We start from the raw sequence: 21,670 nt of genomic DNA, 5'->3' as shown, positions 1-21,670 counted from the left end.
TTCCATCGACCATCTACAAAGAGGAGACCTCTCTCATGAAATTCCGCCGCACCCTGCTCGGCCTTGCCGCTGTGGCCGCCACGCTCGGCCTGTTCTCGACCGGCGCGATGGCGCAGGCCGCCTACAAGCCCGAGTACAAGATGTCGCTGGTGCTGGGCCCGCCCACGCCGTGGGGCCAGGCCGGAAAGATCTGGGCCGACCTCGTGAAGGAGCGCACCCAGGGCCGCATCAACATCAAGCTGTACCCGGGCGTGTCGCTGATTCAAGGCGACCAGACGCGCGAGTTCAGCGCGCTGCGCCAGGGCGTGATCGACATGGCCGTGGGCTCGACCATCAACTGGTCGCCGCAGGTGAAGCAGCTCAACCTGTTCTCGATGCCCTTCCTGATGCCCGACTACGCGGCCATCGATGCGCTCACCCAAGGCGAAGTGGGCAAGGACATGTTCAAGACCCTCGACAAGGCCGGCGTGGTGCCGCTTGCCTGGGGCGAGAACGGCTTCCGCGAAATCACCAACTCGAAGCGCGCGATCAAGTCGCCGGCCGACATCAAGGGCATGAAGATTCGCGTGGTCGGCTCGCCCATCTACTCCGACATGCTCACCGCGCTGGGCGCCAACCCCACGCAGATGAGCTGGGCCGACGCGCAGCCCGCGCTCGCCAGTGGCGCGGTCGACGGCCAGGAGAACCCGCTGTTCCTGTTCACCGTGCTCAAGATGCACACGGTGGGCCAGAAGTTCGTCACCACCTGGGGCTACGTGGCCGACCCGCTGGTGTTCGTCGTGAACAAGGAAATCTGGGCCTCGTGGACGCCGGCCGACCAGGCCATCGTGCGCCAGGCCGCGCTCGATGCCGGCAAGCAGGAAATCGCCATCGCGCGCAAGGGCCTGGTCGAAGCCGACAAGCCTGTGCTGAAGGACATCGCGGCCATGGGCGTGACGGTGACCAACCTCACGCCGGCCGAGCGCGACGCCTTCGTGAAGGCCACGCGCCCGGTGTACGACAAGTGGAAGTCGACCGTCGGCGTCGACCTGGTGGCGAAGGCCGAGAAGGCCATCGCGGCCCGCGCGAAGTAAGCAGCCTCGCGCTTCTTCCCCGTGGATCGGGGTGACGGGTGGTGGTGACGATCGCGACAATGTCGCCATGCTGCATCCCACCCTGATCATCGACACGGACCCCGGCGCGGACGACATGATCGCGCTGCTGTTTGCCCTGGCGGCGCCCGAATCGCTGGAGATTCAGGCGCTGACCACGGTGGCAGGCAATGTCCCCCTGGCCAAGACCTCGCGCAATGCGCGCCTGGCCTGCGAATGGGCCGGACGGCCGGAGCTTCCGGTCTACGCGGGCGCCGAGCGGCCCCTGCAACGCACACCGATCTACGCCGCCAACATCCACGGCCGCGAAGGCCTCACCGGCGTGGCCGTGCACGACCCCGCCGTGCCGCTGGCCGCAGGCAGTGCCGTCGACTACCTCGTTCGCACGCTGCGCGCCGCACCCGACCAGAGCGTGACGCTCGCCATGCTTGGCCCGCAGACCAACCTCGCACTGGCGCTCGAACAGGCGCCCGACATCGTGCGTGGCCTGCGCGAGCTGGTGCTCATGGCCGGCGCGCACTTCAACGGCGGCAACATCACGCCGGTGGCGGAGTTCAACGTGTTCGCCGACCCGCACGCGGCCGAGGCGGTGCTGCAATGCGGCGTGCCGATCACGATGCTGCCGCTGGACGTGACGCACAAGATCCTCACGAGCGACGCGCGCATTGCGCGGCTGCGCCAGTTGGGCAACCGCGCCGGCGCGATCGTCGCCGACATCCTCGACGCCTACGCGCCGCAAGAGATGGCGCACTACGGCATGCCCGGCGGCCCGGTGCACGACGCCACCGTCACGGCCTACCTGCTGCGGCCGGATCTGTTCCAGGGCCGCCGCATCCACATCGAGATCGACAGCCGCGAAGGCATGGGCTTCGGCCAGACCGTGGCCGACTGGCACGGCAGCCTGAAGCGGCCTGCCAACGTGCAGTGGATCGTCGACGGCGATGCGCAGGGCTTCTTCGACCTGCTGACGGAACACATCGCGCGGCTGCCCTGAGCCTTCGGTTCGGCCAAGCCTGACCCGTCCTGCGATAGGTTGACACCTACGAGGGACACATAGCCGGCGTGCTGAAGCCGGCAATAGACGCCCGATGAACCTCATCGGGCGTTTTCAATTCTAGGGACAGGTGCGGTCTCTCCTGGTTGTAGATCTGCACCGACTGGCGAACCATCCGGGCGGCCTGCGCCAGGTCGGCGGGCCGATGCAGCAGGAACTCTATCTTCAGGATTCCGTTGATGCGCTCGGCCAGCGCGTTCTGATAGCAGTCGTAGCCATCGGTCATCGAGCAAGCGATGCCATGGCGCCGGTGGATCTCCTGGTAGTCGTTCGAGCAGTACTGGATGCCTCTGTCCGAGTGATGCACCAGCATTTGCCGCGTCTGGCGTCCCTTGAGCGCCTGCTTCAGTGCCTGGCTGACTTGTTGGGTGTGCAAGCTGTCGTGCACGTGATGGCCCACGATCTTGCGCGACCACGCGTCAGTCACCAGGCTGAGATAGACGAACCCTTGGTCGGTCGGCAAGTAGGTGATGTCGGCCACCCACACCTGCTCGCAGGCAGTCGCTCGCACCTGATGCGGCCCCTCTTTGAGCAGGTTGGGATGGCGTCGGAAGCGGTGATGGCTGTCGGTGGTCTTGTGGTACGCCCGCCTGGGTACCACCAGCAGGCGAGCCTGGCGCAGCACGTCCAGCAGCGCATCGCGCCCCAGACCCGCGCCGGCCTGCTGCAGCGGCTGCTTGAGCAGATGGTGCAACTTACGCGCGCCCAACCGGGCTGGCGCAGGCGCACCTCTCGAACGAGCTCGATCACGGTGTCAGCGCGTGCACAGCGCTGCTGCTGATGCTGCAACTGCTGGTAGTAGGCCTGGCGGCTGACGCCCAATGGCGGCAAGCCCTCGCCACGCTCAGCCCTGGGAGGAGCTTTGCGAGAGGACTTGCCCGAAGGCTTTTTTACGATGCGCACCCCATAGTCCTTCTTCAGGACGTTGATCACCGCTTCGAACAGCTGAGCCTTCTCGTTGGCATCGCGAAGCTGGACTTCGAGGGCCTTGATCTTCTGCTCGGGAGTCAGCGGTGCGGGTGCAAGGGAGGGTTTCTTGGTCGGTACTGGCATGGGCAGCCCAGATGATGCCCAACCCCAGCTCTGGCGGCCATGCTTGCGCAGCCACACCAGCACCGTCGAGCGGCCCTGGATGCCGTAGCGCGCCTGAGCCTGCTTGTACGTGAGCTCGCCTTTTTCTACCTGATCGACCACCGACAGCTTAAAAGCCAGCGTGTAGTCCCGCTGCGTGCGTTTGATGCCTAATTCCATTGACTTGCCTTTTCTTGAGGGAAAAGGTGTCAACCCAGATCAGGACGGGTCAGCCCCATGAAAAAAGCCACGCTGCGGACAGCGTGGCTTTGTGCTTTGAGCGCGCAGCGAATCAGTGCTGCAGGATCTTGTTCAGGAAATCCTTGGTGCGCGGCTGGCGGTTTTCCGGGTGGTTGAAGAACTCGTCCTTCGGGCAGTCTTCCAGGATCTTGCCGCCCACGTCGATGAAGATCACGCGGCTCGCAACCTTGCGGGCGAAGGCCATTTCGTGCGTGACGACCATCATGGTCATGCCTTCCTTGGCGAGGGCCACCATCACGTCGAGCACTTCGCCGACCATCTCGGGGTCGAGCGCCGAGGTGGGTTCGTCGAACAGCATCACGATCGGGTCCATCGACAGCGCACGGGCGATGGCCACGCGCTGCTGCTGGCCGCCCGACAGCTGGCCCGGGAACTTGTCCTTGTGCGCCATCAGGCCCACGCGGTCGAGCATCTTCAGGCCACGCACCTTGGCTTCGTCGGGCGTGCGGCCCAGCACCTTGATCTGCGCGATCGTGAGGTTCTCGGTCACCGACAGGTGCGGGAACAGCTCGAAGTGCTGGAACACCATGCCGACCTTGGAGCGCAGCTTGGGCAGGTTGGTCTTGGGGTCGTGCAGCGGAATGCCGTTGACGGTGATCTCGCCCTTCTGGAAGGGCTCGAGCGCGTTCACGGTCTTGATGAGCGTGGACTTGCCGGAACCCGACGGGCCGCACACCACCACCACGTCGCCCTTGGAGATGTTCACCGAGCAGTCGTTGAGCACCTGCACCGGGCCGTACCACTTGGAGACGTTCTTGATTTCAATCATTTTTTCGGACATTTGTTTCTCTCCGGTTCAGTTCAGCCACTCAATCAGCGAATGATGGCGATTTTCTTGTGCAGGCGTTTCACCAGCCAGGAAAGGGCGTAGCACATGACGAAGTACACGACCGCCGCGAGCAGGTAGGCCTCGATCGGACGACCGAAGTTCTTGCCCGCCGTTTCGAAGCCCTTGAGCATGTCGTAGGCGCCGATGGCGTAGACCAGCGAGGTGTCCTGGAACAGGATGATGGTCTGCGTCAGCAGCACCGGCAGCATGTTGCGGAAGGCCTGCGGCAGCACCACGAGACGCATGTTCTGGCCGTAGGTCATGCCCACCGCCTGGCCCGCGTTCACCTGGCCGCGCGGGATCGACTGGATGCCCGCGCGCATGATCTCGCTGAAGTAGGCCGCTTCGAACGCCACGAAGGTGATCACCGCCGAGATTTCCGAGCGGTAGTTCGAGCCGAGCGAACCGAACATCGAATAGAACGACGCCGGCACCAGCAGGAAGAACCACAAGATCACCATCACCAGCGGGATGCTTCGCATGCCGTTGACGTAGATGGCCGCGGGCGTATCGAGCCACTTCTTGCCCGACAGGCGCATGAGCGCCAGGATCGTGCCGAAGATCACGCCGCCGATCGTGGCCACCACCGTCAGCATGATGCTGAAGTAGAAGCCCTTGATGACGAAGTTGCTGATGACGTCCCAGTTGTAGAAGGACAGGTCGAGATTCATCATGTCAGTGTCCTCCGCCGCCGGCGCTGGCCGAGACGATGAAGCCCGGCACGCGGGTCTTCTTCTCGATGAATGCCATGAGGCGGTTGATGATGAGCGCCGACACCACGTAGCACGCCGTCACCGCGAGGTAGACCTCGATGCCGCGCGAGGTTTCTTCCTGCGCCTGCATGGCGAACATGGTGAGTTCGGTGACCGACACGGCGAACGCGACGGACGAATTCTTGAAGATGTTCATCGTCTCGCTCGTGAGCGGCGGGATGATGATGCGATACGCCATCGGCAGGATCACGTAGCGGTAGTACTGCGGCGTGGTGAAACCCACCGCCATGCCCGCATAACGCTGGCCCTTGGGCAGCGCCTGGATGCCGGAGCGCACCTGCTCGGCGATACGCGCCGAGGTGAAGAAGCCCAGCGCCAGCACCACCAAGATGAAGCTCGGCACGCCCTTCATCACGGGGATGAGCGCCGGAATCACGTGGTACCAGAGGAAGATCTGAACCAGCAGCGGGATGTTGCGAAAGAGCTCCACCCATGCATTGCCGAAGCGCACGAGCCACGGACTGTCGGGCAGCGTGCGAATGATGCCGACCAGCGAGCCGAGCACCAGCGCGACGATCAGCGCCAGCAGCGCGACGGACACCGTCCAGCCCCAGGCCGAGAGCATCCATTGCAGGTAGCTCGGATATTCCCCCCCGGGGTCTTGCAGGAAGACCTGCCAATCCCAGTTTCCCATGTGTGTTTACTCCTTCAGCTTCTTTTCGAAAAACCGCCCCTTGAAAAGAAACGCCCACCGTGAAAGGTGGGCGTCCATTCACGCAGCGACGCGCGCTTATTCCTTGGTGACGTACTCTTCAGCCGGCTTGTCGTTCGGGTTGGCCCACGCGTTCTTGGTGGCTTCGCCCAGCGGCAGGTTGATGGTCACGTTGGCCGGGGGAATCGGCTTGAGGAACCACTTGTCGTACAGCTTGGTCAGTTCGCCCGACTTGGCCTGTGCCTTGATGCTGTCGTCCACGGCCTTCTTGAAAGCCGGGTCGTCCTTGCGGATCATGATGGCGATGGGTTCCACGGCCAGCACGTCGTTCAGGATCTTGTAGTCCTTGGGCGACTTCGACTTGGCGGCCAGGGCAGCCAGGATCGAGCCGTCCATCACGAAGGCGTCGGCACGGCCGGTTTCCAGCAGCAGGAAGCTGTCGGAGTGGTCCTTGCCGTAGACCTCCTTGAAGGTCAGGTTCTCGGCGCGCTTTTGCTTGCGCACGGTCTGCAGCGGCGTGGTGCCGGTGGTGGTGGCAACCGTCTTGTCCTTCAGGTCGGCCAGCGAGTTGATGCCCGAGTTGGCCTTGACGACGATCTTGGTTTCTTCGACGTAGGTGGTCACGCCGAAAGCCACGTCCTTCTGGCGGGTGGCGTTGTTGGTGGTCGAGCCGCACTCGATGTCCACGGTGCCGTTCTGCACCAGGGGGATGCGGTTCTGCGAGGTCACGGGCTGGTACTTGACTTCGAGCTTCTTGCCAGCGGCCTTCTCCAGGTCCTTGATGATGTTGGCGCAGACGTCGTAGTGGAAGCCGGTGTACTGGCCATTGCCGAGCGTGTACGAAAGGCCGGAGGACTCACGCACGCCTTCGGTGATGGTGCCCGAGGCCTTGATCTTGGCCAGGGTGTCATTGGCCTGTGCAAAGGCGCCGCTGGTGGCGAGCGCTGCGACAGCCAATGCCAATACTTGTTTTTTCATACGAAAAGCTCCTGAGGGTGACTGAAACAAATAGAACGAAATTCTAGACACTCGCATTTTGCGGGATACCCGGACCAACCCGGTGCATCCCACGGGCATCGCCGCCCGCCTCGCACCGGCCGCGCCCATCGGGGCGCCAGCCTGGTGCAATCCAGACATTTCGCATTGTCTGACTTTCACTAAGCAGCCTTTGTGCCCGGCATTCGGGCGGCTGTGTGTGGCGCAAGCAGCGTACCGGCGATCCCCGGCGTGCAGTGGCCGAAAAAAACTGCCGCGACTGTAGTGGCGCCCGGCCTCAACCGCCAATGCTGATTGCGGGGAGCGGTATGCGTGGTGCTTATAGATTGTGCAGTGCACAAATCCGACAGCCATTCACGGTCGTTCAATGCGGCGGCTGGGTCCCGACCAGGTACGACCACAGCGCGTCGGCTGTGCGCTTGGGCTGCATGCTTTCCGACAGCCCGGCCCGCGCGGCCGAACGGCTGGCGCCGGCCTTCACCGGGACCGGCGCGCTGGGCCGCTCGCGGTAGGCGCGGATTTCCATCTTGGCCTCGAGGCTGTCGATTTCGGGCGGCAGCGCGCTCACGAGCTTGCGCGCCTTGATCTCCTTGCGCACCGCGCTTTGCGGCAGGAAGGCGATGCCGTGGCCTTCGAGCGCCATCACCTTCAGGCCTTCGGCCATGTCGGTCTCGTAGACGCGGTCGAGGTGGATGGCGGTGCCCGACTCTTTCAGCAACTGGTCGACCACGCGCCCGAGGTACGCGCCCGGCGCATAGCCCAGGTAGGGCAGCGGCTGGCCCGGACGGCCCGGCAGCCGGTAGCGTGGCGCACCGTCGGCATCGGCCTTGACCCAGGGAGCGACGGTTTCCTCGCCGAGGCTGACCATCTCGTACTTGTTGGCATCGAGCTGCAGCGGCTGCGAGGGGTGGTGGTAGGCGATGAGCAGGTCGCAGCTGCCCTCGACCAGCCGCAGCACCGCGTCGTGCACGTTGAGCGCGATGAGGCGGCTCTTGATCGGCCCGAAATGCTCGCGCAGGCTGGTCACCCACGAAGGGAAGAAGGTGAAGGCCAGCGTGTGCGGCACGGCGATCTCGATCACGTCCTGCCCCGCAGCCGAGTGCCCGCGCAACATGGCGCGCGTGCTCTGCAGCGACTGCAGCATCTCGATGGCCTGGCTGTAGAGCGTCTGGCCCGCGGGCGTGAGGCGCGTGGGGTACGAGCTGCGATCGACCAGGTCGGTGCCGGCCCATCCCTCGAGCGCCTGGATGCGCCGCGAGAACGCCGGCTGCGTCACGTGCCTCAACTGGGCCGAGCGGCTGAAGCTGCGGGTTTCCGCCAAGCTGATGAAGTCTTCAAGCCACTTTGTTTCCATACGCGGCGATTATGCGAGCGCCGCGCCATACTGGGCGCCCCCTCCTTTTCCCGCATGCGCCATGTCTTTCGACGACCTGCCTGACCTCAGCGCCACCGAACTTTCGCGCCGCATCGCGGCCCGCGACGTGTCCTGCCGCGAGGTGATGCAGGCGTCGCTCGCCCGCATCGACGCGCTCAATCCGCAGTTCAACGCCATCGTTTCCCTGCGCGACCCGGGCCAGTTGCTGGCCGAGGCCGACGAACGCGATGCCGAGCTGGCGCGCGGCGAACGGCGCGGCTGGATGCACGGCTTTCCGCTGGCCGCGAAAGACCTGAGCCATGCCGCCGGCCTGCCGACCTCGATGGGCTCGCCGCTGTCGCCGCGCTCGCCCGCGCGCACCGACAGCCTGCACGTCGCACGCATGCGCGCGGCCGGCGCTGTCGTCATCGGCAAGACCAACACGCCCGAGTTCGGGCTCGGCTCGCACACCTACAACACGGTGTTCGGCACCACACGCAACGCCTACGCACCCGACCGCAGCGCGGGCGGCAGCAGCGGCGGCGCGGCCGTCGCGCTGGCCCTGGGCATGCTGCCCGTGGCCGACGGCAGCGACATGATGGGATCGCTGCGCAACCCCGCCGCCTTCAACAACGTGATCGGCATGCGCCCCTCGCGCGGTCGTGTGCCCGGCGACCCGGAGCAGGAGCTGTTCTTCCAGCAGCTGGGCTGCGAAGGCCCGATGGCGCGCACGGTGGAAGACGCCGCGCGGCTGCTGGCCGTGCAGGCGGGCTTCGACACGCGCGTGCCGTTGTCGTCGCCGCACGCGCTGCCGTCGCCCGATGACATCGCGCTCGATGGCGACGGCAAGGGCCTGCGCATCGGCTGGCTCGGCAGCGTGTGGCCCGAGCTGCCGCTCGCACCGGGCGTGCGCGAACTCGGCGAACAGGCGCTCGACACCTTCCGCGCCATCGGCTGCGAGGTCGAACCCTGCACGCTCGACGTGCCGCGCGAGCACAACTGGAGCGCGTGGCTGCGATTGAGGCAACTGCTGGTGGGCGGCAAGCTCGGCGCCTACGTCAGCGACCCGAAGCTGTTCGCCCAGCTCAAGCCCGAGGCGCAATGGGAGATCGAGCAAAGCCGTCACCTCGACGCCGCCTCGCTGTACCAGGCCTCGCTCTACCGCTCGAACGTGTACCGCGCGTTCCTCAAGCTCTTCGAGCGCTTCGACTTCGTGCTCGCGCCGACCGCGCAGGTGTTCCCGTTCGACGCCGACCTGCACTGGCCGGCCGAGGTGAACGGCGTGAAGAGCGACACCTACCACCGCTGGATGGAGATCGTCACACCCTTCACGCTGGCGGGCCTGCCCACGCTCAACGTGCGCGCGGGCTTCGGCGACGGCGGGCTGCCGATGGGGCTGCAGCTGGCGGGGCCGATCCATGCGGACCTCGACGTGCTGCGGCTCGGGCATGCGTATGACCAGGCCTGCGGCTTCGCCCGCCAGCGCCCCGCTGTGCTGGGGCCGACACCCGCCTGATTCACGGCTCGCTACAATGAGAACAATTCTTATTTGCAGCCCGCAGGTCGTCGCGCCTGCGCCCGAGCCCCGTTCATGCCCGCCGTCGAGCCCGCTTTTCACCAACAGGTCCACACGCTCTACAGCGAGCACCATGGCTGGTTGCAGGGCTGGCTGCGCAAGAAGCTGGGCAACACCTTCGACGCAGCGGACCTCGCACAGAACACCTTCCTGCGCCTGCTGACGGCGCCGGGCCCCGAGCGGCTGAACGAGCCGCGCGCGTACCTCACGACCATCGCGCGCCACCTGCTGATCAACCATGTGCGCCGGCGCGCGATCGAGCAGGCCTACCTCGATGCGCTGGCCGCGATGCCCGAGCAGGTCGAGCCGCCGCCCGAAGTGCGGCTGATGCTGCTCGAGACGCTGGTCGAGATCGACCGCCGCCTGGGCACGCTGCCGGCGCAGGCCAAGCAGGCCTTCCTGCTGGCGCAGCTCGAAGGGCTGGGGCACGCCGAGATCGCGGCGGAGCTTGGCATCTCGGTCTCCACCGTGAAGCGCCATCTTGCGAAGGCAGCCATGCGCTGCTTCTTCCCCGAGTAACCCGGCATGGAGGTTTCGCAGACCCACGGCGCCACGGCGCCCTTTCCGGGCGTGGCCGACACGCCGCGCGTGCCGCCCGCCGTGGCGCGGCAGGCCGTGCAATGGTGGATCGAGCTGAAGTCGAAAAGCGCCGACAGGCACCGGCTGGCCGCGTGGCGCGACTGGCGCGACGCCGACCCGGTGCATGAAGCCGCGTGGCAGCGCATCGAGGCCATCAGCGGTCGGCTGGCCGAGGTTCCCGCGCCCCTCGTGAAAGCCGCGCTGGCTGCGGCGCCCGCGTCGATGCAACGGCGCCGCAGCGTGCAGCTGCTGACCGCGATCGTGGTCGCCGGCGGCACCGTGATGGCGGCGCGCCAATCCACACCCTGGCGCGCGTGGACCGCCGACCACGTGTCGGCCGTGGGCGAACAGCGCACGGTCCCGCTGCCCGACGGCGGCACCGTGATGCTCAACACCGACAGCGCGATCAACGTCCGCTTCGATGCCGAGCGCCGCGTGCTGCAGCTCGTGCGCGGCGAGATCCTCGTGACGACCGCGCCCGATGCGCAGCAGCGGCCCTTCCTCGTGCAGACCGAAGCCGGATCGGTGCGCGCCATCGGCACGCGCTTCACCGTGCACCAGCGCGACGATGACGACGTCGGCGTGGGTGTGCTGCAAGGCGCCGTCGAGTTGCGGCCGGCCGACGCGCCCGCCACCGTGCGCACGCTGCAGGCCGGCGAAGCCACGCGCTTCACGCGCACCGGCGTGCAGGCGGCGGTACCGCTCGACGACAACGCCTCGGCCTGGTCCGACGGCATGCTGGTCGCCTCGCACATGCGGCTGGACGATTTCCTCGCTGAGCTGGGCCGCTACCGGCGCGGCCGGCTCGGCTGCGACCCGGCCATTGCCGGCCTGCAGGTGTCGGGCGCCTATCCGCTGGCCGACATCGACCGCGTGCTGGCGTCGCTGACCTCGGCGCTGCCGGTCGAGGTGCACACCTACACCCGCTTCTGGGTCACCGTGCGGCCGCGCGCCCGGCGCGGATAGGCCGTTTGCAGGTCTTTCGAAAAAAGTTGAGCTGATTGCGCGGTGCTGGTTGTCAAGGGAGGTAAGGGCGCCCATGCAGGGCCCTTTCATCACTTCCCTGACCACCGATCCATCGAAGGTAATTTCATGCTGCAACGCATCCGCCGGCCGATCCACGCGCCGCATCTTTCCCCGTCGCGTCCGTCGTCCGGCATGCATCCGTTGTCGCGCGCGCTGCAGGCCGTGTGCGTGGCCACCATGGCCAGCCTGGCCGTCGGCGGCCTCGTGGCGCCCGCGCAGGCGTGGGCCCAGACGGGGCCCGCAATGCAGCGCTTCAACATCCCGGCCGGCCCGCTCGAAGGCGTGCTCAATCGCCTCGGCCGCGATGCGGGCGTGCTCATCACCTTCGAGTCGAAGGTCACCGAAGGCCTGACGAGCAGCGGCGTGAGCGGCAGCTATCCGACGGATGAAGCGATGGCGATGGCACTGCAGGGAACCGGGCTCACCGCCATCCGCGCGGCGGGCGGCGGCTATGCCTTGCGCACGCTGCAGAAGCCGTCGATCGGGGCGGAAGGCGCGGCTTCTTCCGCGCTACCGGCCGTGACCGTCACCGCCTCGGCCGCGCGCGATGCGCGCACCGACGGCACCGGCGCCTACACCGGCGGCACGTCGTCGGGCTCGACGGGGCTGGACCTGTCGCTGCGCGACACGCCGCAGACCGTCACCGTCGTCACGCGCCAGCAGATGGACGACCAGGGCAGCGTCAGCGTGTCCGACGTGATGCGCCAGACCGCCGGCATCACGGCGCAGAACTACGACAGCGACCGCTGGAGCTTCAGCGCGCGCGGCTTCTCGGTCACCAACTTCCAGTACGACGGCGTGGCCAAGGACTACGACGGCGTGTACGACTGGGGCGCCACCAACAGCGACATGACGATCTACGACCGCATCGAGATCGTGAAGGGCGCCACCGGTCTGCTCAGCGGCACGGGCGACCCGTCGGCCACCGTCAACTTCGTGCGCAAGCGGCCGACCGACCACTTCACCGGCTCGGTCTCCGCCAGCGTGGGTTCGTGGCACAACGGCCGCGCCGAGGTGGACCTGTCGGGCCCGCTCAACCAGAGCGGCAGCGTGCGCGGGCGCTTCGTGAGCGCCTACCAGGACCGCGAGTCGTACCTGGACCACTACCGCCAGAAGAAGAGCGTGCTGTACGGCGTGATCGAGGCCGACCTGTCGCCCGACACCCGCCTGACGCTGGGCGCCGACCTGCAGGACACCGACCCGCGCGGCTCCACGTGGACCGGCTTCCCGGTCTTCAACACCGACGGCACGCGCACCGACTTCGCGCGCTCGTTCAACCCGGCCACCACCTGGAGCCGGCGCAAGCTGGAAACGCGCAACCTGTTCGCCACGCTCGACCAGCGGCTGTCGGGCGACTGGCGCCTGAAGCTGTCGGTGAACAGCGAGTCGAGCAAGCACCGCTCGCTGCTGGGCTCGGCCAGCGGCGGCAACCCCGATCCGCTCACCGGCGAAGGCATGTACCTGTTCTCCGGCGACTTCCGCGGCAACCGCAAGCAGAACACCGTCAACGCCAGCCTCACGGGCAGCTACGCGCTGTTCGGCCGCAAGCACGAGCTGATGCTCGGCGCGATGGGCTCCGACACCCGCACCGACGGCCCGTGGTCGGAGTCGCAGTACCCGATGCTCACGGGCAGCGTCTTCAACTGGAACGGCACGTTTGCGCAACCGGCCTTCACGCAGACCGCGTCGTACAACGACAAGCGCCGCCAGTCCGGCGTGTACGGCGCGACGCGCCTGCGCCCCACCGATGCGCTGTCGGTCATCCTCGGCGCGCGCGTGAGCCGCGTCTCGGGTGACGACCGCCGCGTGTACAGCGACGGCATCACGCAGCCGCTGACGAGCAGCCTGCGCAAGAGCGGCGTGGTCACGCCGTATGCGGGCGTCGTGTACGACCTGAACGACACCTACTCGGTGTACGCCAGCTACACGAGCATCTTCTCGCCGCAGTCGCTGATGGACGTCAACCGGCAGTTCCTGCCGCCGGTGGAAGGCCGCAGCGTCGAAGCGGGCATCAAGGCCGACTACCTCGACGGCCGCCTGAAGGCCAGCCTCGCCGCGTTCCAGATCAAGCAGGACAACCTGGCCGAGTACGTCGACTTCGTCGATGGCGCGTCGGTCTACAAGGCCATCAAGGGCGTCAAGAGCAAGGGCATCGAGGCTGAGCTGACCGGGGAAATTGCCGACGGCTGGAACCTGCAGGCCGGCTATGCCTACAACCACGTGCGCAATGCCAAGGGCGAGCGCGTCTACGGCGCCACGCTGATGGCGAGCCAGCCCGAGCATGTGGTGCGGCTGTCGACCAGCTACCGTCTGCCCGGCAGCTGGAACCAGCTCACCGTGGGCGGCGGCCTCAGCTGGCAGAGCGCGTTCCACGGCAAGGTCTACAACCCGGCCGATGCGGACTACGCCATCCTCAAGCAGAAGGGCTACGCGCTGGTGAACCTGATGGCGCGCTACCAGTTCAACAAGAACCTGTCGGCCACGCTGAACATCCACAACCTCTTCGACAAGAAGTACTACTCGGGCCTGGGGCTGTTCGAAACCGCCTTCTACGGCGAGCCGCGCAGCACGACGCTGAGCGTGCGCTACCAGTTCTGAGGCGCGGCAGCCGCCGACGCGTCAGATCGGCGTGCGCACGCCACGCCCCGCGAAGTGCCCTTCGGCGTTCGCGAGGAAGTGATCCACCGACTTCTGCGTGGCCTCGGGCGACCAGCCCGCCATGTGCGGCGTGAGCAGCACGTTGTCCAGGCCGACGAGCGGCTCGGGGCGCTTGGGTTCGCTCTCGTACACGTCCAGGCCCGCGCCCGCGATGCGGTGCTCGCGCAGCGCCTTCGCCAGCGCCTCGGTGTCGACCACGCTGCCGCGGCCGATGCTCACGAGGTAGCCCTGTGGCCCCAGCGCGTCGAGCACCTCGGCATTGACCAGGTGCTTCGTGGCCGGGCCGCCCGGCGCGGCCAGTATCAGGAAGTCGGCCCAGGTGGCGAGCGACTTCAGGTCGTCGAAGTAGCGCTGCGTGGCGCCTTCGCGCGGCTTGCGGTTGTGATAGCCGACTTCCATGTCGAAGGCGGCGGCGCGCTTGGCGATCTTCTGGCCGATGGTGCCCAGCCCCAGGATGCCGAGCTTCTTGCCCGACACGTTGGCCGGCTGCGGAATGGCTTCGCGCCACACGCCTTCGCGGCACAGGCGGTCGAGCTTGCGAAACTCGCGCACGATGCCGATGAGCAGGCCGAAGGCGTGGTCGGCCACGCAGTCGTCATTCGTGCCCGCGCCGTTGGCGGTGACGATGCCGCGTGCGCGTGTCACGTCGAGCGGCACGCCCTCGTAGCCCGCGCCGAGGCAGCAGATCAGCTCCACCGTCGGCATGGCCGCGATGTCGGCGGGTGTGAGGCCGATGACGCCGATGGTCAGCACCGCGCGGAACTTGGCGCCGTGCTCGGCGATGGCAGCGGCGCGCTCGGCCTCGCCGAAGGCGTAGGTCATGTCGTAGACCTCGGCAATCTGGGCCTGGTGGGCGCTCGAGAGGCTGTTGAGCACCAGCAGGGGAATCTTGGTCGACACGTCTGAACTCCTGAATCGATAGGAAGGGGAATGAATGATCGGGCTAGAGCAGAGGCACCGCTTCGCTCTTCTGCAAAGCCCACATCTGCGCATAGCGGCCCTGCTGGGCCAGCAGATCGGCATGCGTGCCGCGCTCGACGATCACGCCCGATTCGAGCACCAGGATCTCGTGCGCCTCGACCACGGTCGAGAGGCGGTGCGCGATGACCAGCGTGGTCTTGCCCTGCGCGGCGCTGCGCAGCTCGGACTGGATGGCGCGTTCGTTGGCCGAATCGAGCGCCGAGGTGGCCTCATCGAAGATCACGATCGGCGGGTTCTTCAGCAGCGTGCGCGCAATGGCCACGCGCTGCTTCTCGCCGCCCGAGAGCTTCAGGCCGCGCTCACCCACCGTCGTCTCGTAGCCCTTGGGCGTGGCCGAGATGAAGTCGTGGATGCGCGCGGCGCGCGCGGCGCCCTCGACCTCTTCGCGCGTGGCGCCGGGGCGGCCGTAGGCGATGTTGTATTCGACCGTGTCGTTGAACAGCACCGTGTCCTGCGGCACGATGCCGATGGCGCGGCGCACGCTGGACTGCTGCACGGCGCGGATGTCTTCGCCGCCGATGGTGATGCGGCCTTGCTGCACGTCGTAGAAGCGGTACAAGAGGCGCGCGAGCGTGGACTTGCCCGAGCCCGACGGGCCGACCACGGCCACCGTCTTGCCGGCGGGGATCTCGAAGCTCACGTGCTTGAGGATCGGGCGCTCCGGTTCGTAGGCGAAGCTCACGTCTTCGAAGCGGATGGTGGAGTTGATGCCCGCCAGCGGCTGCGCACCGGGCGCGTCGCGCACCTCGCGCTCCTTCTCCATCAGCACGAACATCTTGTCCAGGTCGGTCAGGCTCTGCTTGATCTCGCGGTAGATCACGCCCAGAAAGTTGAGCGGAATGTAGAGCTGGATCATGAAGGCGTTGACCATCACCAGGTCACCCAGCGTCATGCGCCCTTCGACCACGCCCGAGGTGGCGCGCCACAGCATCAGCACGAGGCTCACGGCAATCAGCAGCTGCTGGCCGGTGTTGAGCATGCTCAGCGTGCGCTGGCTCTTGATGGCGGCCTTGCGGTAGCGGTCCAGGCTGGCGTCGTAGCGCTTGGCCTCGAAGTCTTCGTTGTTGAAGTACTTGACGGTTTCGTAGTTCAGCAGCGAATCGACCGCGCGGCTCTGGGCCATCGAGTCGAGCTCGTTCATGGTCTTGCGAAACTGCGTGCGCCACTCGGTCACCGTGACGGTGAAGCTGATGTACAGCACCAGCGCCGCGCCCGTGATCCACACGAACAGCGAATCGAACTTCACGCCCAGGATGGTGAGCACCAGCGCCAGCTCGATGATGGTCGGCACGATGCTGTACAGCGACATCGAAATGAGCGAATGCACGCCGCGCGTGCCGCGCTCGATGTCGCGCGTCATGCCGCCGGTCTGGCGCTCCAGGTGAAAGCGAAGGCTCAGCGAATGCAGGTGGCCGAACACCTCCAGCGCGATCTGCCGCGCCGTGCCCTCGGTGGCTTTCGCAAAGATCAGCTCGCGCAGCTCGCCGAAGAGCGCGGTCGAAAAGCGCAACAGCCCGTAGGCCAGCAGCAGCCCGATCGGCACGATGAGCAGCGCCTGCGCCATGTCGGGCTTGGGCGTCATCGTGTCGATGAGGTTCTTCAGCAGCACCGGCACGCCCACGTTGGCCACCTTGGCGCCCACCATGAAAGCCAGCGCGGCCATCACGCGCCATTTGTACTGCCAGAGATAGGGAAAGAGGCGACGCAGGGTCGCCCAGTCGGAACGGTCGGCGCGGTCCGGCGGATGGCCGCCAGGCGCATGGGGAGAGGAGGAAAGGGCTTCGCCGCTTCGGCGCATGGGGGACAATCGTGGCTGTTGTTGTTGCCTCAGATTGTGCCCATGTCCTCTTCTTCCAGTGCCTCTTCCGCCGCCGCGACGGCCGCCGCCACCCTCAAGAGCCTGCCCACCGACATGGAGCTGGTGCTCAAGGTCATTCCGATGCCGGCCGACTGCAACGCCAACGGCGACATCTTCGGCGGCTGGGTCATGGCGCAGTGCGACCTGGCCGGCTCGGTGATTCCGGCGCGCTACGCCAAGGGCCGCCAGGCCACCGTGGCGGTCAACGAGTTCATCTTCAAGCAGCCGGTGCGGCTGGGCGACATCCTCTCGTTCTATTCAAAGCTGGTGCGCGTAGGCCGCACCTCGATCACGGTGACGGTCGAAGTATTTGCCGAGCGGTTTCGTGCCCAGGGCGAGTACATCAAGGTGACGCAGGCCACCTTCACCTACGTGGCCATCGACGACAACGGCCGCCCGCGTCCCATCGAGCAGCCGGCGGCCTGAACCTCGCCCTTCAGCCGACGCCGATGCCGGCGTCGCGCACCCGTTCGATGCACTCGAACTCGCGGTTGATCCAGCGCGCGTCGCGCCGCTCCACGCGGCGGATGTAGACCGACTGCACCACGTCGCGCGTGTGGGCGTCGATCTCGACTGGCCCGCGCGGGCTGTCCAGTTGCAGGCCGCGGAACGCATCCACCAGCCGCTCGGCGCCCGCCTTGCCGCCGCGCGCACCCGGTGCGCTCAGGGCGGCATCGATGGCCGCGAGCCCGTCGTGCGCCGCCACGGCGAAGTAGCCCGGGCGCAAGTGGCTGCCGTACTCGGCCTCGAAGGCGCCCGCAAAACGCCGGTTGGCCGGCGACTCGTGGGCGAAGGAATAGTGGTGGCTGGTGACCAGCCCCTCGGCCAGTTCACCGATGCCGTCCAGGTAGTGGTCGTCGGTGGCGTCGCCCGTCGCGAGCAGGCGGATGCCGGTGTCGGCCATGCCGCGGTCGCGCCAGAACTTCAGGAAGATGGCCGGCATCTGGCCCGAGGGCAGGAAGAAGAACACGGCCTGCGGCTTCAGCTCGCGCAGGCGCAGCATGTAGGCCGAATAGTCGAGGGTGTTCAGCGGCACGCGCAGCATCGCGCCGACACGCCCGCCGCCCGCGGTGATGCCGGAGACGAAGGCGCTTTCGGCATCGACGCCCGAGGCGTAATCGGCCACCACCGTGCACACGTCGCGCAGCCCTTGCTGCAGCGCCCAGCGCGCCAGCGGCGCCGTGACCTGCGCGATGGTGAACGACACCCGCACCATGAACGGCGAGCGCCCGGTGATGCCCGAGGAGGCGGCGTTCATGATCACGGTCGGCACGCGCGCCTGCGTGGCGACGGTGCCGACGGCGTAGGCGTTGGAGCTGAAGTCCAGCCCCGTGAGCAGGTCGACGCGCTCGCTCTCGATGAGGTCTTGTGCCTGGCGCCGCGCCTGTTCGGGCGCGCTGCCGGGCACGTCGCGGCGCAGGAGTTCGACCGGCCGGCCCGCGATCTGCTGCTTGTGGTCGGCCAGCCAGACCGCCATGCCGGCGTCGAACTGGCGCCCACCGCCCGCATAGGGCCCCGACCACGAGCCGATGACCCCGATGCGCAACGGCCGCACACGCGCCAGCACCAGCGAGGGCGCCGCGAGCGAGCCCGCGAGTAAGCCCAAAGCATGCCGGCGCGTCGGCCTGAATGCTACTTTTTCAGTAGCACGCATCGCCCGTGTGGCGGGCGTTGTGGACGAGTTGATGTCTGGAGCAGGCACGAGGAACAGTGTACGCAGCCACCGTTCGCAAGCAAGTCCACGGAAGGCTTAGACCTTCGAGAAATCGGGCTTGCGCTTCTCCATGAAAGCGCCGAACGCTTCCTTGGCAGCCGGCTCGCGCAGCATGCGGCCGAAGCTCGCGCCCTCTTCGCCCATGCGCTCGAGCACGGCGGGCATCTGCGCCTTCTTCAGCAGGCGCTTGGTTTCGATCAGCGCGGTCAACGGCTTGGCCGCGAGCTTGCGCGCCTGCGTCTGGGCGATGCCGTTGGCTTCGGTCGGCGGAACGACGCGGTTGACCAGGCCCACTTCGAGCGCGGCCTCGGCCATGAAGGGCTCGCCCAGCAGCAGGGCTTCGGCGGCGCGGTGGTAGCCCAGCATCTGCGGCACCAGCAGGCTCGACGCGGCCTCGGGGCACAGGCCCAGGTTCACGAAGGGCATCGAGAAGGCTGCGTTGTCGCCCGCGTAGACGAGGTCGCAGTGGAACAGCATCGTGGTGCCGATGCCCACGGCCGGGCCGCAGACGGACGCGACGATCGGCTTGGGGAAGGTCGCGATGCCGCGCAGGAAACGGAACACCGGCGATTCGGTGTTGGCAGGCGGCGCGTTGAGGAAGTCGCCGATGTCGTTGCCGGCACTGAAGATCGTCGGGTCGCCCTGGAACAGCACGCAGCGCACAGCCGCATCGCTCTCGGCCGTGGCGAGCGCGTCGGCCATCGCGGCGTACATGCTGCTGGTGATCGAGTTCTTCTTGTCGACGCGGTTGAAGGTGATGGTCATCACGCCGGCTTCGGTGTGGACGAGGATGTCGCTCATGGGATTTCCTTGAAACAAAAAATGGACAACGCCACGCTCATCGAGCGTGGCTCCTTCGGGAGACACCGCGGAACCGGCTTTGCCGGGCCGCAGGTGTCGCCCCCTGCAAGGGGGTTGGCGGCCACACGAAGTGGGCAAGCCTGGGGGTGTGCATCAGGTCAGGGCTTCGCGAACGAAGTCGAGGCGGTCCTGGCCCCAGAACATCTGGTCGCCGACGAACATGGTGGGGGCGCCGAACACGCCGCGTTCCACCGCCTCTTGCGTGACCGCCTTGAGGCGGTCCTTGGTCTCCTGCGCGCCGGCCAGCGCGAGCAAGCCCGCGGCGTCGAAGCCCGCATTCTGCAAGACGGCGCCGACGGTCGCGGGGTCGTTGAGGTTCTTCGGCGCGACCCACATCGCATGGAACACCGCATCGACGTACGCGCCGAAGCGTTCGGGTGCCGTCATCTGCACGCCGGTGGCGCCGCGCATCAGCAGCAGCGTGTTGATCGGGAAGTGCGGGTTGTGCACGAAGGGCACGCCGTAGCGCTTCGCGAAGCGCTGCAGGTCGGTCGTGAGGTACGGGCCCTTGGCTTTGATTTCAGCGGGCGAGTGGTTGCCCGTGGCCTGGAACACGCCGCCCAGCAGCATGGGCTTCCAGACCAGCTCGGCGCCGGTGTCGGCGCACACGTGCGGCAGCTGCGTGGCGGCCAGGTAGGCGGCGGGGCTGCCGACGTCGAAATAGAAATCGACGGATTTCGTCATGGTGTCGTCTCCTTGAGGCTGTGTGTCGCGGCGCGAAGCTCGGCGCCGGTCAGAACTTCTCGGACCAGGGACGCAGGTCGAGCTCGTGCGTCCACGCATCGCGCGGCTGCGAATGCAGCATCCAGTAGCTGTCGGCGATGTGGTCCGGATTCAGGATGCCGTCGCTGTCCTTCAGCGCATAGCGCTCGGGGAAATTGCTGCGGATGAACTCGGTGTCGATGGCGCCGTCGACCACGACATGCGCGACGTGGATGCCCTGCGGCCCCAGCTCGCGCGCCATCGATTGGGCCAACGCGCGCAAGGCCATCTTGGCGCCCGAGAAGGCGCCGAAGTTGGCCGCGCCACGCAGCGACGCCGTCGCACCGGTGAAGATGATCGTGCCGCGATGAGCGCCCGTCGGCATCTCGCGCGCCACCATGCGCTTCGCGACTTCGCGGCCGTTGAGAAAGCCCGAGAAGCAGGCCATCTCCCACACCTTGAAGTACTTGCGCGCGGACTCGGTGAGGATGCTCTCCGGCACATTCGCGCCGATGTTGAACACCATCACCTCGATCGGCCCGACAGTCGATTCGATCTGCTCGATGAGCGCCACCACTTCTTCTTCCTTGCGTGCATCGCAGGCAAAGGCGTGGGCCCGGCCGCCGTCGGCCTCGATCTGCGCCACCAGCGGCTGCAGCTTGTCGAGGCTGCGCCGCGTGACGCAGGTGGCGTAGCCCTCGTGTGCGAAGCGGCGGGCAATGGCGCCGCCGGTGGCGTCGCCCGCGCCGACGATGAGAGCAGCCTTGGTGAGCGCCATGACGTTCATTCCTTGTAGTAGACGATCTGATTGGACGTGGCGAGCAACGCGCCCTTCTCGCTCCACAGCTGCGCCTTCTGGTCGAAGAAGCCGTTGAAAAACTGCTGCCCCGCCGCGCAACCCAGCAGGTAGCCCGTGCCGACCTCGGCCAGCTCGGCGGCGCCGACATGGAAGTACGTGGTGATCGACACCGTGCCCGCGGGCACGTGCTTGGCGCGGCGCAGCCAGACGCGCGGATAGAACACGTCGCTCAATGCAGCGAGCGAGGCGAAGTCGAGCGGGCGGGCCTGCGCGTCGCGCACCCAGATGCGGGTCTCGCTGTGCTGCAAGCTGCCGTCCCACTTCGAGGGAATGCCGCCGCTGAAAGGGCGCATTTCGTACTGGTCGAGCCAGGCCACGCCCGACGGGCCGATGCTCATGCGATCGACCGACTCGGGCGCCGGCACCTCGGGCATGGTGAGGTCGGCCTGACTCCAGGTGTCGCGGCGTGCGGCCGTCACCACGGTGGCGGTGGTCGTCATGTTGGTCGTGCCGTCGGCGCCGGGCTGCGTGATCGTCACCGTCCAGTGCTGCGTCGAGCGGTTGGTGCGCACGGCGGTGGCCTGGATGTCGAACGCGCCCTCGCCGAGTGCGGCCGCGTAGTTGACGGTCAGCGCGATGGGCGTGCCGAGCAGGTCGGGGTGCCGGAGCACCGACTGCAGCGCAAGCGCCGCGGTGGTGCCGCCGAACGGACCGACCATGTTCCAGTAGTCGGGACTCGTGGTGCCCGTGAAGTGCCCCACGCGGATGTCGCTGTGGTGCAGGGCCAGGGCTTTGTCGAAGGGGTGTGGGGTCGTGCGCATGGTGATCGCCAGTG

19 protein-coding genes and 1 pseudogene are annotated in these 21,670 nt (G+C 67.0%); 7 read left to right on the top strand and 13 right to left on the bottom strand.

The annotated features are described in order from the left end of the window. Nucleotides 1-35 precede the first annotated feature (35 nt). Both IG196_RS02495 and IG196_RS02490 read left to right on the top strand, forming a co-directional pair. Complete coding sequence (locus IG196_RS02495) at nucleotides 36-1,073, top strand: DctP family TRAP transporter solute-binding subunit (protein ID WP_192194892.1); 1,038 nt, start codon at nucleotides 36-38, stop codon at nucleotides 1,071-1,073. A gap of 70 nt (nucleotides 1,074-1,143) precedes the next feature. Beyond that, nucleotides 1,144-2,085, top strand: coding sequence for a nucleoside hydrolase (locus tag IG196_RS02490; RefSeq protein ID WP_412556384.1), 942 nt, complete (start codon nucleotides 1,144-1,146; stop codon nucleotides 2,083-2,085). Between the two features lie 46 nt (nucleotides 2,086-2,131). Here IG196_RS02490 and IG196_RS02485 read toward each other — a convergent pair. The 6 genes and pseudogenes from IG196_RS02485 to IG196_RS02460 form a co-directional block, all read right to left on the bottom strand. Then, nucleotides 2,132-3,396, bottom strand: a pseudogene (locus tag IG196_RS02485) (IS3 family transposase). A gap of 112 nt (nucleotides 3,397-3,508) precedes the next feature. Beyond that, nucleotides 3,509-4,246 (bottom strand): amino acid ABC transporter ATP-binding protein, encoded by a 738-nt coding sequence (locus tag IG196_RS02480; protein WP_101490176.1) that lies wholly within the window; start codon nucleotides 4,244-4,246, stop codon nucleotides 3,509-3,511. A gap of 44 nt (nucleotides 4,247-4,290) precedes the next feature. Then, nucleotides 4,291-4,980 carry an amino acid ABC transporter permease gene (locus tag IG196_RS02475; protein ID WP_101488604.1) on the bottom strand — a complete coding sequence of 230 codons (690 nt, stop codon included), beginning with the start codon at nucleotides 4,978-4,980 and terminating at the stop codon, nucleotides 4,291-4,293. 1 nt (nucleotide 4,981) lies between these two features. Then, nucleotides 4,982-5,713 (bottom strand): amino acid ABC transporter permease, encoded by a 732-nt coding sequence (locus IG196_RS02470; protein ID WP_101488603.1) that lies wholly within the window; start codon nucleotides 5,711-5,713, stop codon nucleotides 4,982-4,984. Nucleotides 5,714-5,809: 96 nt separating this feature from the next. After that, entirely contained in the window at nucleotides 5,810-6,709 is a 900-nt protein-coding gene (locus IG196_RS02465) for an amino acid ABC transporter substrate-binding protein (RefSeq protein WP_099794976.1), read from the bottom strand. A 382-nt stretch (nucleotides 6,710-7,091) separates the two neighbouring features. Next, entirely contained in the window at nucleotides 7,092-8,081 is a 990-nt protein-coding gene (locus IG196_RS02460; protein ID WP_101488602.1) for a LysR substrate-binding domain-containing protein, read from the bottom strand. Nucleotides 8,082-8,142: 61 nt separating this feature from the next. On the opposite strand from IG196_RS02460, the gene IG196_RS02455 reads away from it, so the two are divergent. The 4 genes from IG196_RS02455 (at nucleotide 8,143) to IG196_RS02440 (ending at nucleotide 13,860) form a co-directional block, all read left to right on the top strand. Continuing rightward, entirely contained in the window at nucleotides 8,143-9,597 is a 1,455-nt protein-coding gene (locus IG196_RS02455; RefSeq protein ID WP_192194889.1) for an amidase, read from the top strand. Between the two features lie 75 nt (nucleotides 9,598-9,672). Then, nucleotides 9,673-10,176 (top strand): sigma-70 family RNA polymerase sigma factor, encoded by a 504-nt coding sequence (locus IG196_RS02450; RefSeq protein WP_192194888.1) that lies wholly within the window; start codon nucleotides 9,673-9,675, stop codon nucleotides 10,174-10,176. A gap of 6 nt (nucleotides 10,177-10,182) precedes the next feature. Next, nucleotides 10,183-11,202, top strand: a complete 1,020-nt coding sequence (locus tag IG196_RS02445; RefSeq protein WP_192194887.1) for a FecR domain-containing protein — start codon at nucleotides 10,183-10,185, stop codon at nucleotides 11,200-11,202. A 126-nt stretch (nucleotides 11,203-11,328) separates the two neighbouring features. After that, nucleotides 11,329-13,860, top strand: coding sequence for a TonB-dependent siderophore receptor (locus tag IG196_RS02440; RefSeq protein ID WP_225616906.1), 2,532 nt, complete (start codon nucleotides 11,329-11,331; stop codon nucleotides 13,858-13,860). 21 nt (nucleotides 13,861-13,881) lie between these two features. Here the strand turns inward: IG196_RS02440 and IG196_RS02435 are convergent, their stop codons facing one another. Further along, entirely contained in the window at nucleotides 13,882-14,820 is a 939-nt protein-coding gene (locus IG196_RS02435; RefSeq protein ID WP_192194886.1) for a 2-hydroxyacid dehydrogenase, read from the bottom strand. Nucleotides 14,821-14,863: 43 nt separating this feature from the next. Beyond that, nucleotides 14,864-16,699 carry an ABCB family ABC transporter ATP-binding protein/permease gene (locus IG196_RS02430; protein WP_192194885.1) on the bottom strand — a complete coding sequence of 612 codons (1,836 nt, stop codon included), beginning with the start codon at nucleotides 16,697-16,699 and terminating at the stop codon, nucleotides 14,864-14,866. A gap of 42 nt (nucleotides 16,700-16,741) precedes the next feature. On the opposite strand from IG196_RS02430, the gene IG196_RS02425 reads away from it, so the two are divergent. Beyond that, complete coding sequence (locus IG196_RS02425) at nucleotides 16,742-17,185, top strand: acyl-CoA thioesterase (RefSeq protein ID WP_099794971.1); 444 nt, start codon at nucleotides 16,742-16,744, stop codon at nucleotides 17,183-17,185. Between the two features lie 10 nt (nucleotides 17,186-17,195). Here the strand turns inward: IG196_RS02425 and IG196_RS02420 are convergent, their stop codons facing one another. The 5 genes from IG196_RS02420 to IG196_RS02400 all read right to left on the bottom strand — a co-directional run bounded on the left by IG196_RS02420 (nucleotide 17,196) and on the right by IG196_RS02400 (nucleotide 21,656). After that, complete coding sequence (locus IG196_RS02420) at nucleotides 17,196-18,314, bottom strand: ABC transporter substrate-binding protein (RefSeq protein WP_192196898.1); 1,119 nt, start codon at nucleotides 18,312-18,314, stop codon at nucleotides 17,196-17,198. Between the two features lie 195 nt (nucleotides 18,315-18,509). Beyond that, entirely contained in the window at nucleotides 18,510-19,274 is a 765-nt protein-coding gene (locus IG196_RS02415) for an enoyl-CoA hydratase (RefSeq protein WP_101488597.1), read from the bottom strand. Between the two features lie 153 nt (nucleotides 19,275-19,427). Further along, nucleotides 19,428-20,018 (bottom strand): 2-hydroxychromene-2-carboxylate isomerase, encoded by a 591-nt coding sequence (locus IG196_RS02410; protein WP_192194884.1) that lies wholly within the window; start codon nucleotides 20,016-20,018, stop codon nucleotides 19,428-19,430. 49 nt (nucleotides 20,019-20,067) lie between these two features. Continuing rightward, the gene (locus IG196_RS02405; protein WP_192194883.1) at nucleotides 20,068-20,814 is read right to left on the bottom strand and encodes an SDR family oxidoreductase; all 747 of its coding nucleotides are present in this window, start codon (nucleotides 20,812-20,814) and stop codon (nucleotides 20,068-20,070) included. Nucleotides 20,815-20,819: 5 nt separating this feature from the next. Further along, on the bottom strand, nucleotides 20,820-21,656 hold the full coding sequence (locus IG196_RS02400; RefSeq protein WP_192194882.1) for an acyl-CoA thioesterase: 837 nt from the start codon (nucleotides 21,654-21,656) through the stop codon (nucleotides 20,820-20,822). Between the last annotated feature and the right edge of the window lie 14 nt (nucleotides 21,657-21,670).

It is taken from the genome of Variovorax sp. 38R, from assembly GCF_014843395.1.
Classification (GTDB): Bacteria; Pseudomonadota; Gammaproteobacteria; order Burkholderiales; family Burkholderiaceae_C; genus Variovorax; species Variovorax paradoxus_H.
The sequence above is the reverse complement of the archived record's forward strand: the minus strand, read 5'-3'. Positions and strand labels throughout refer to the sequence as shown.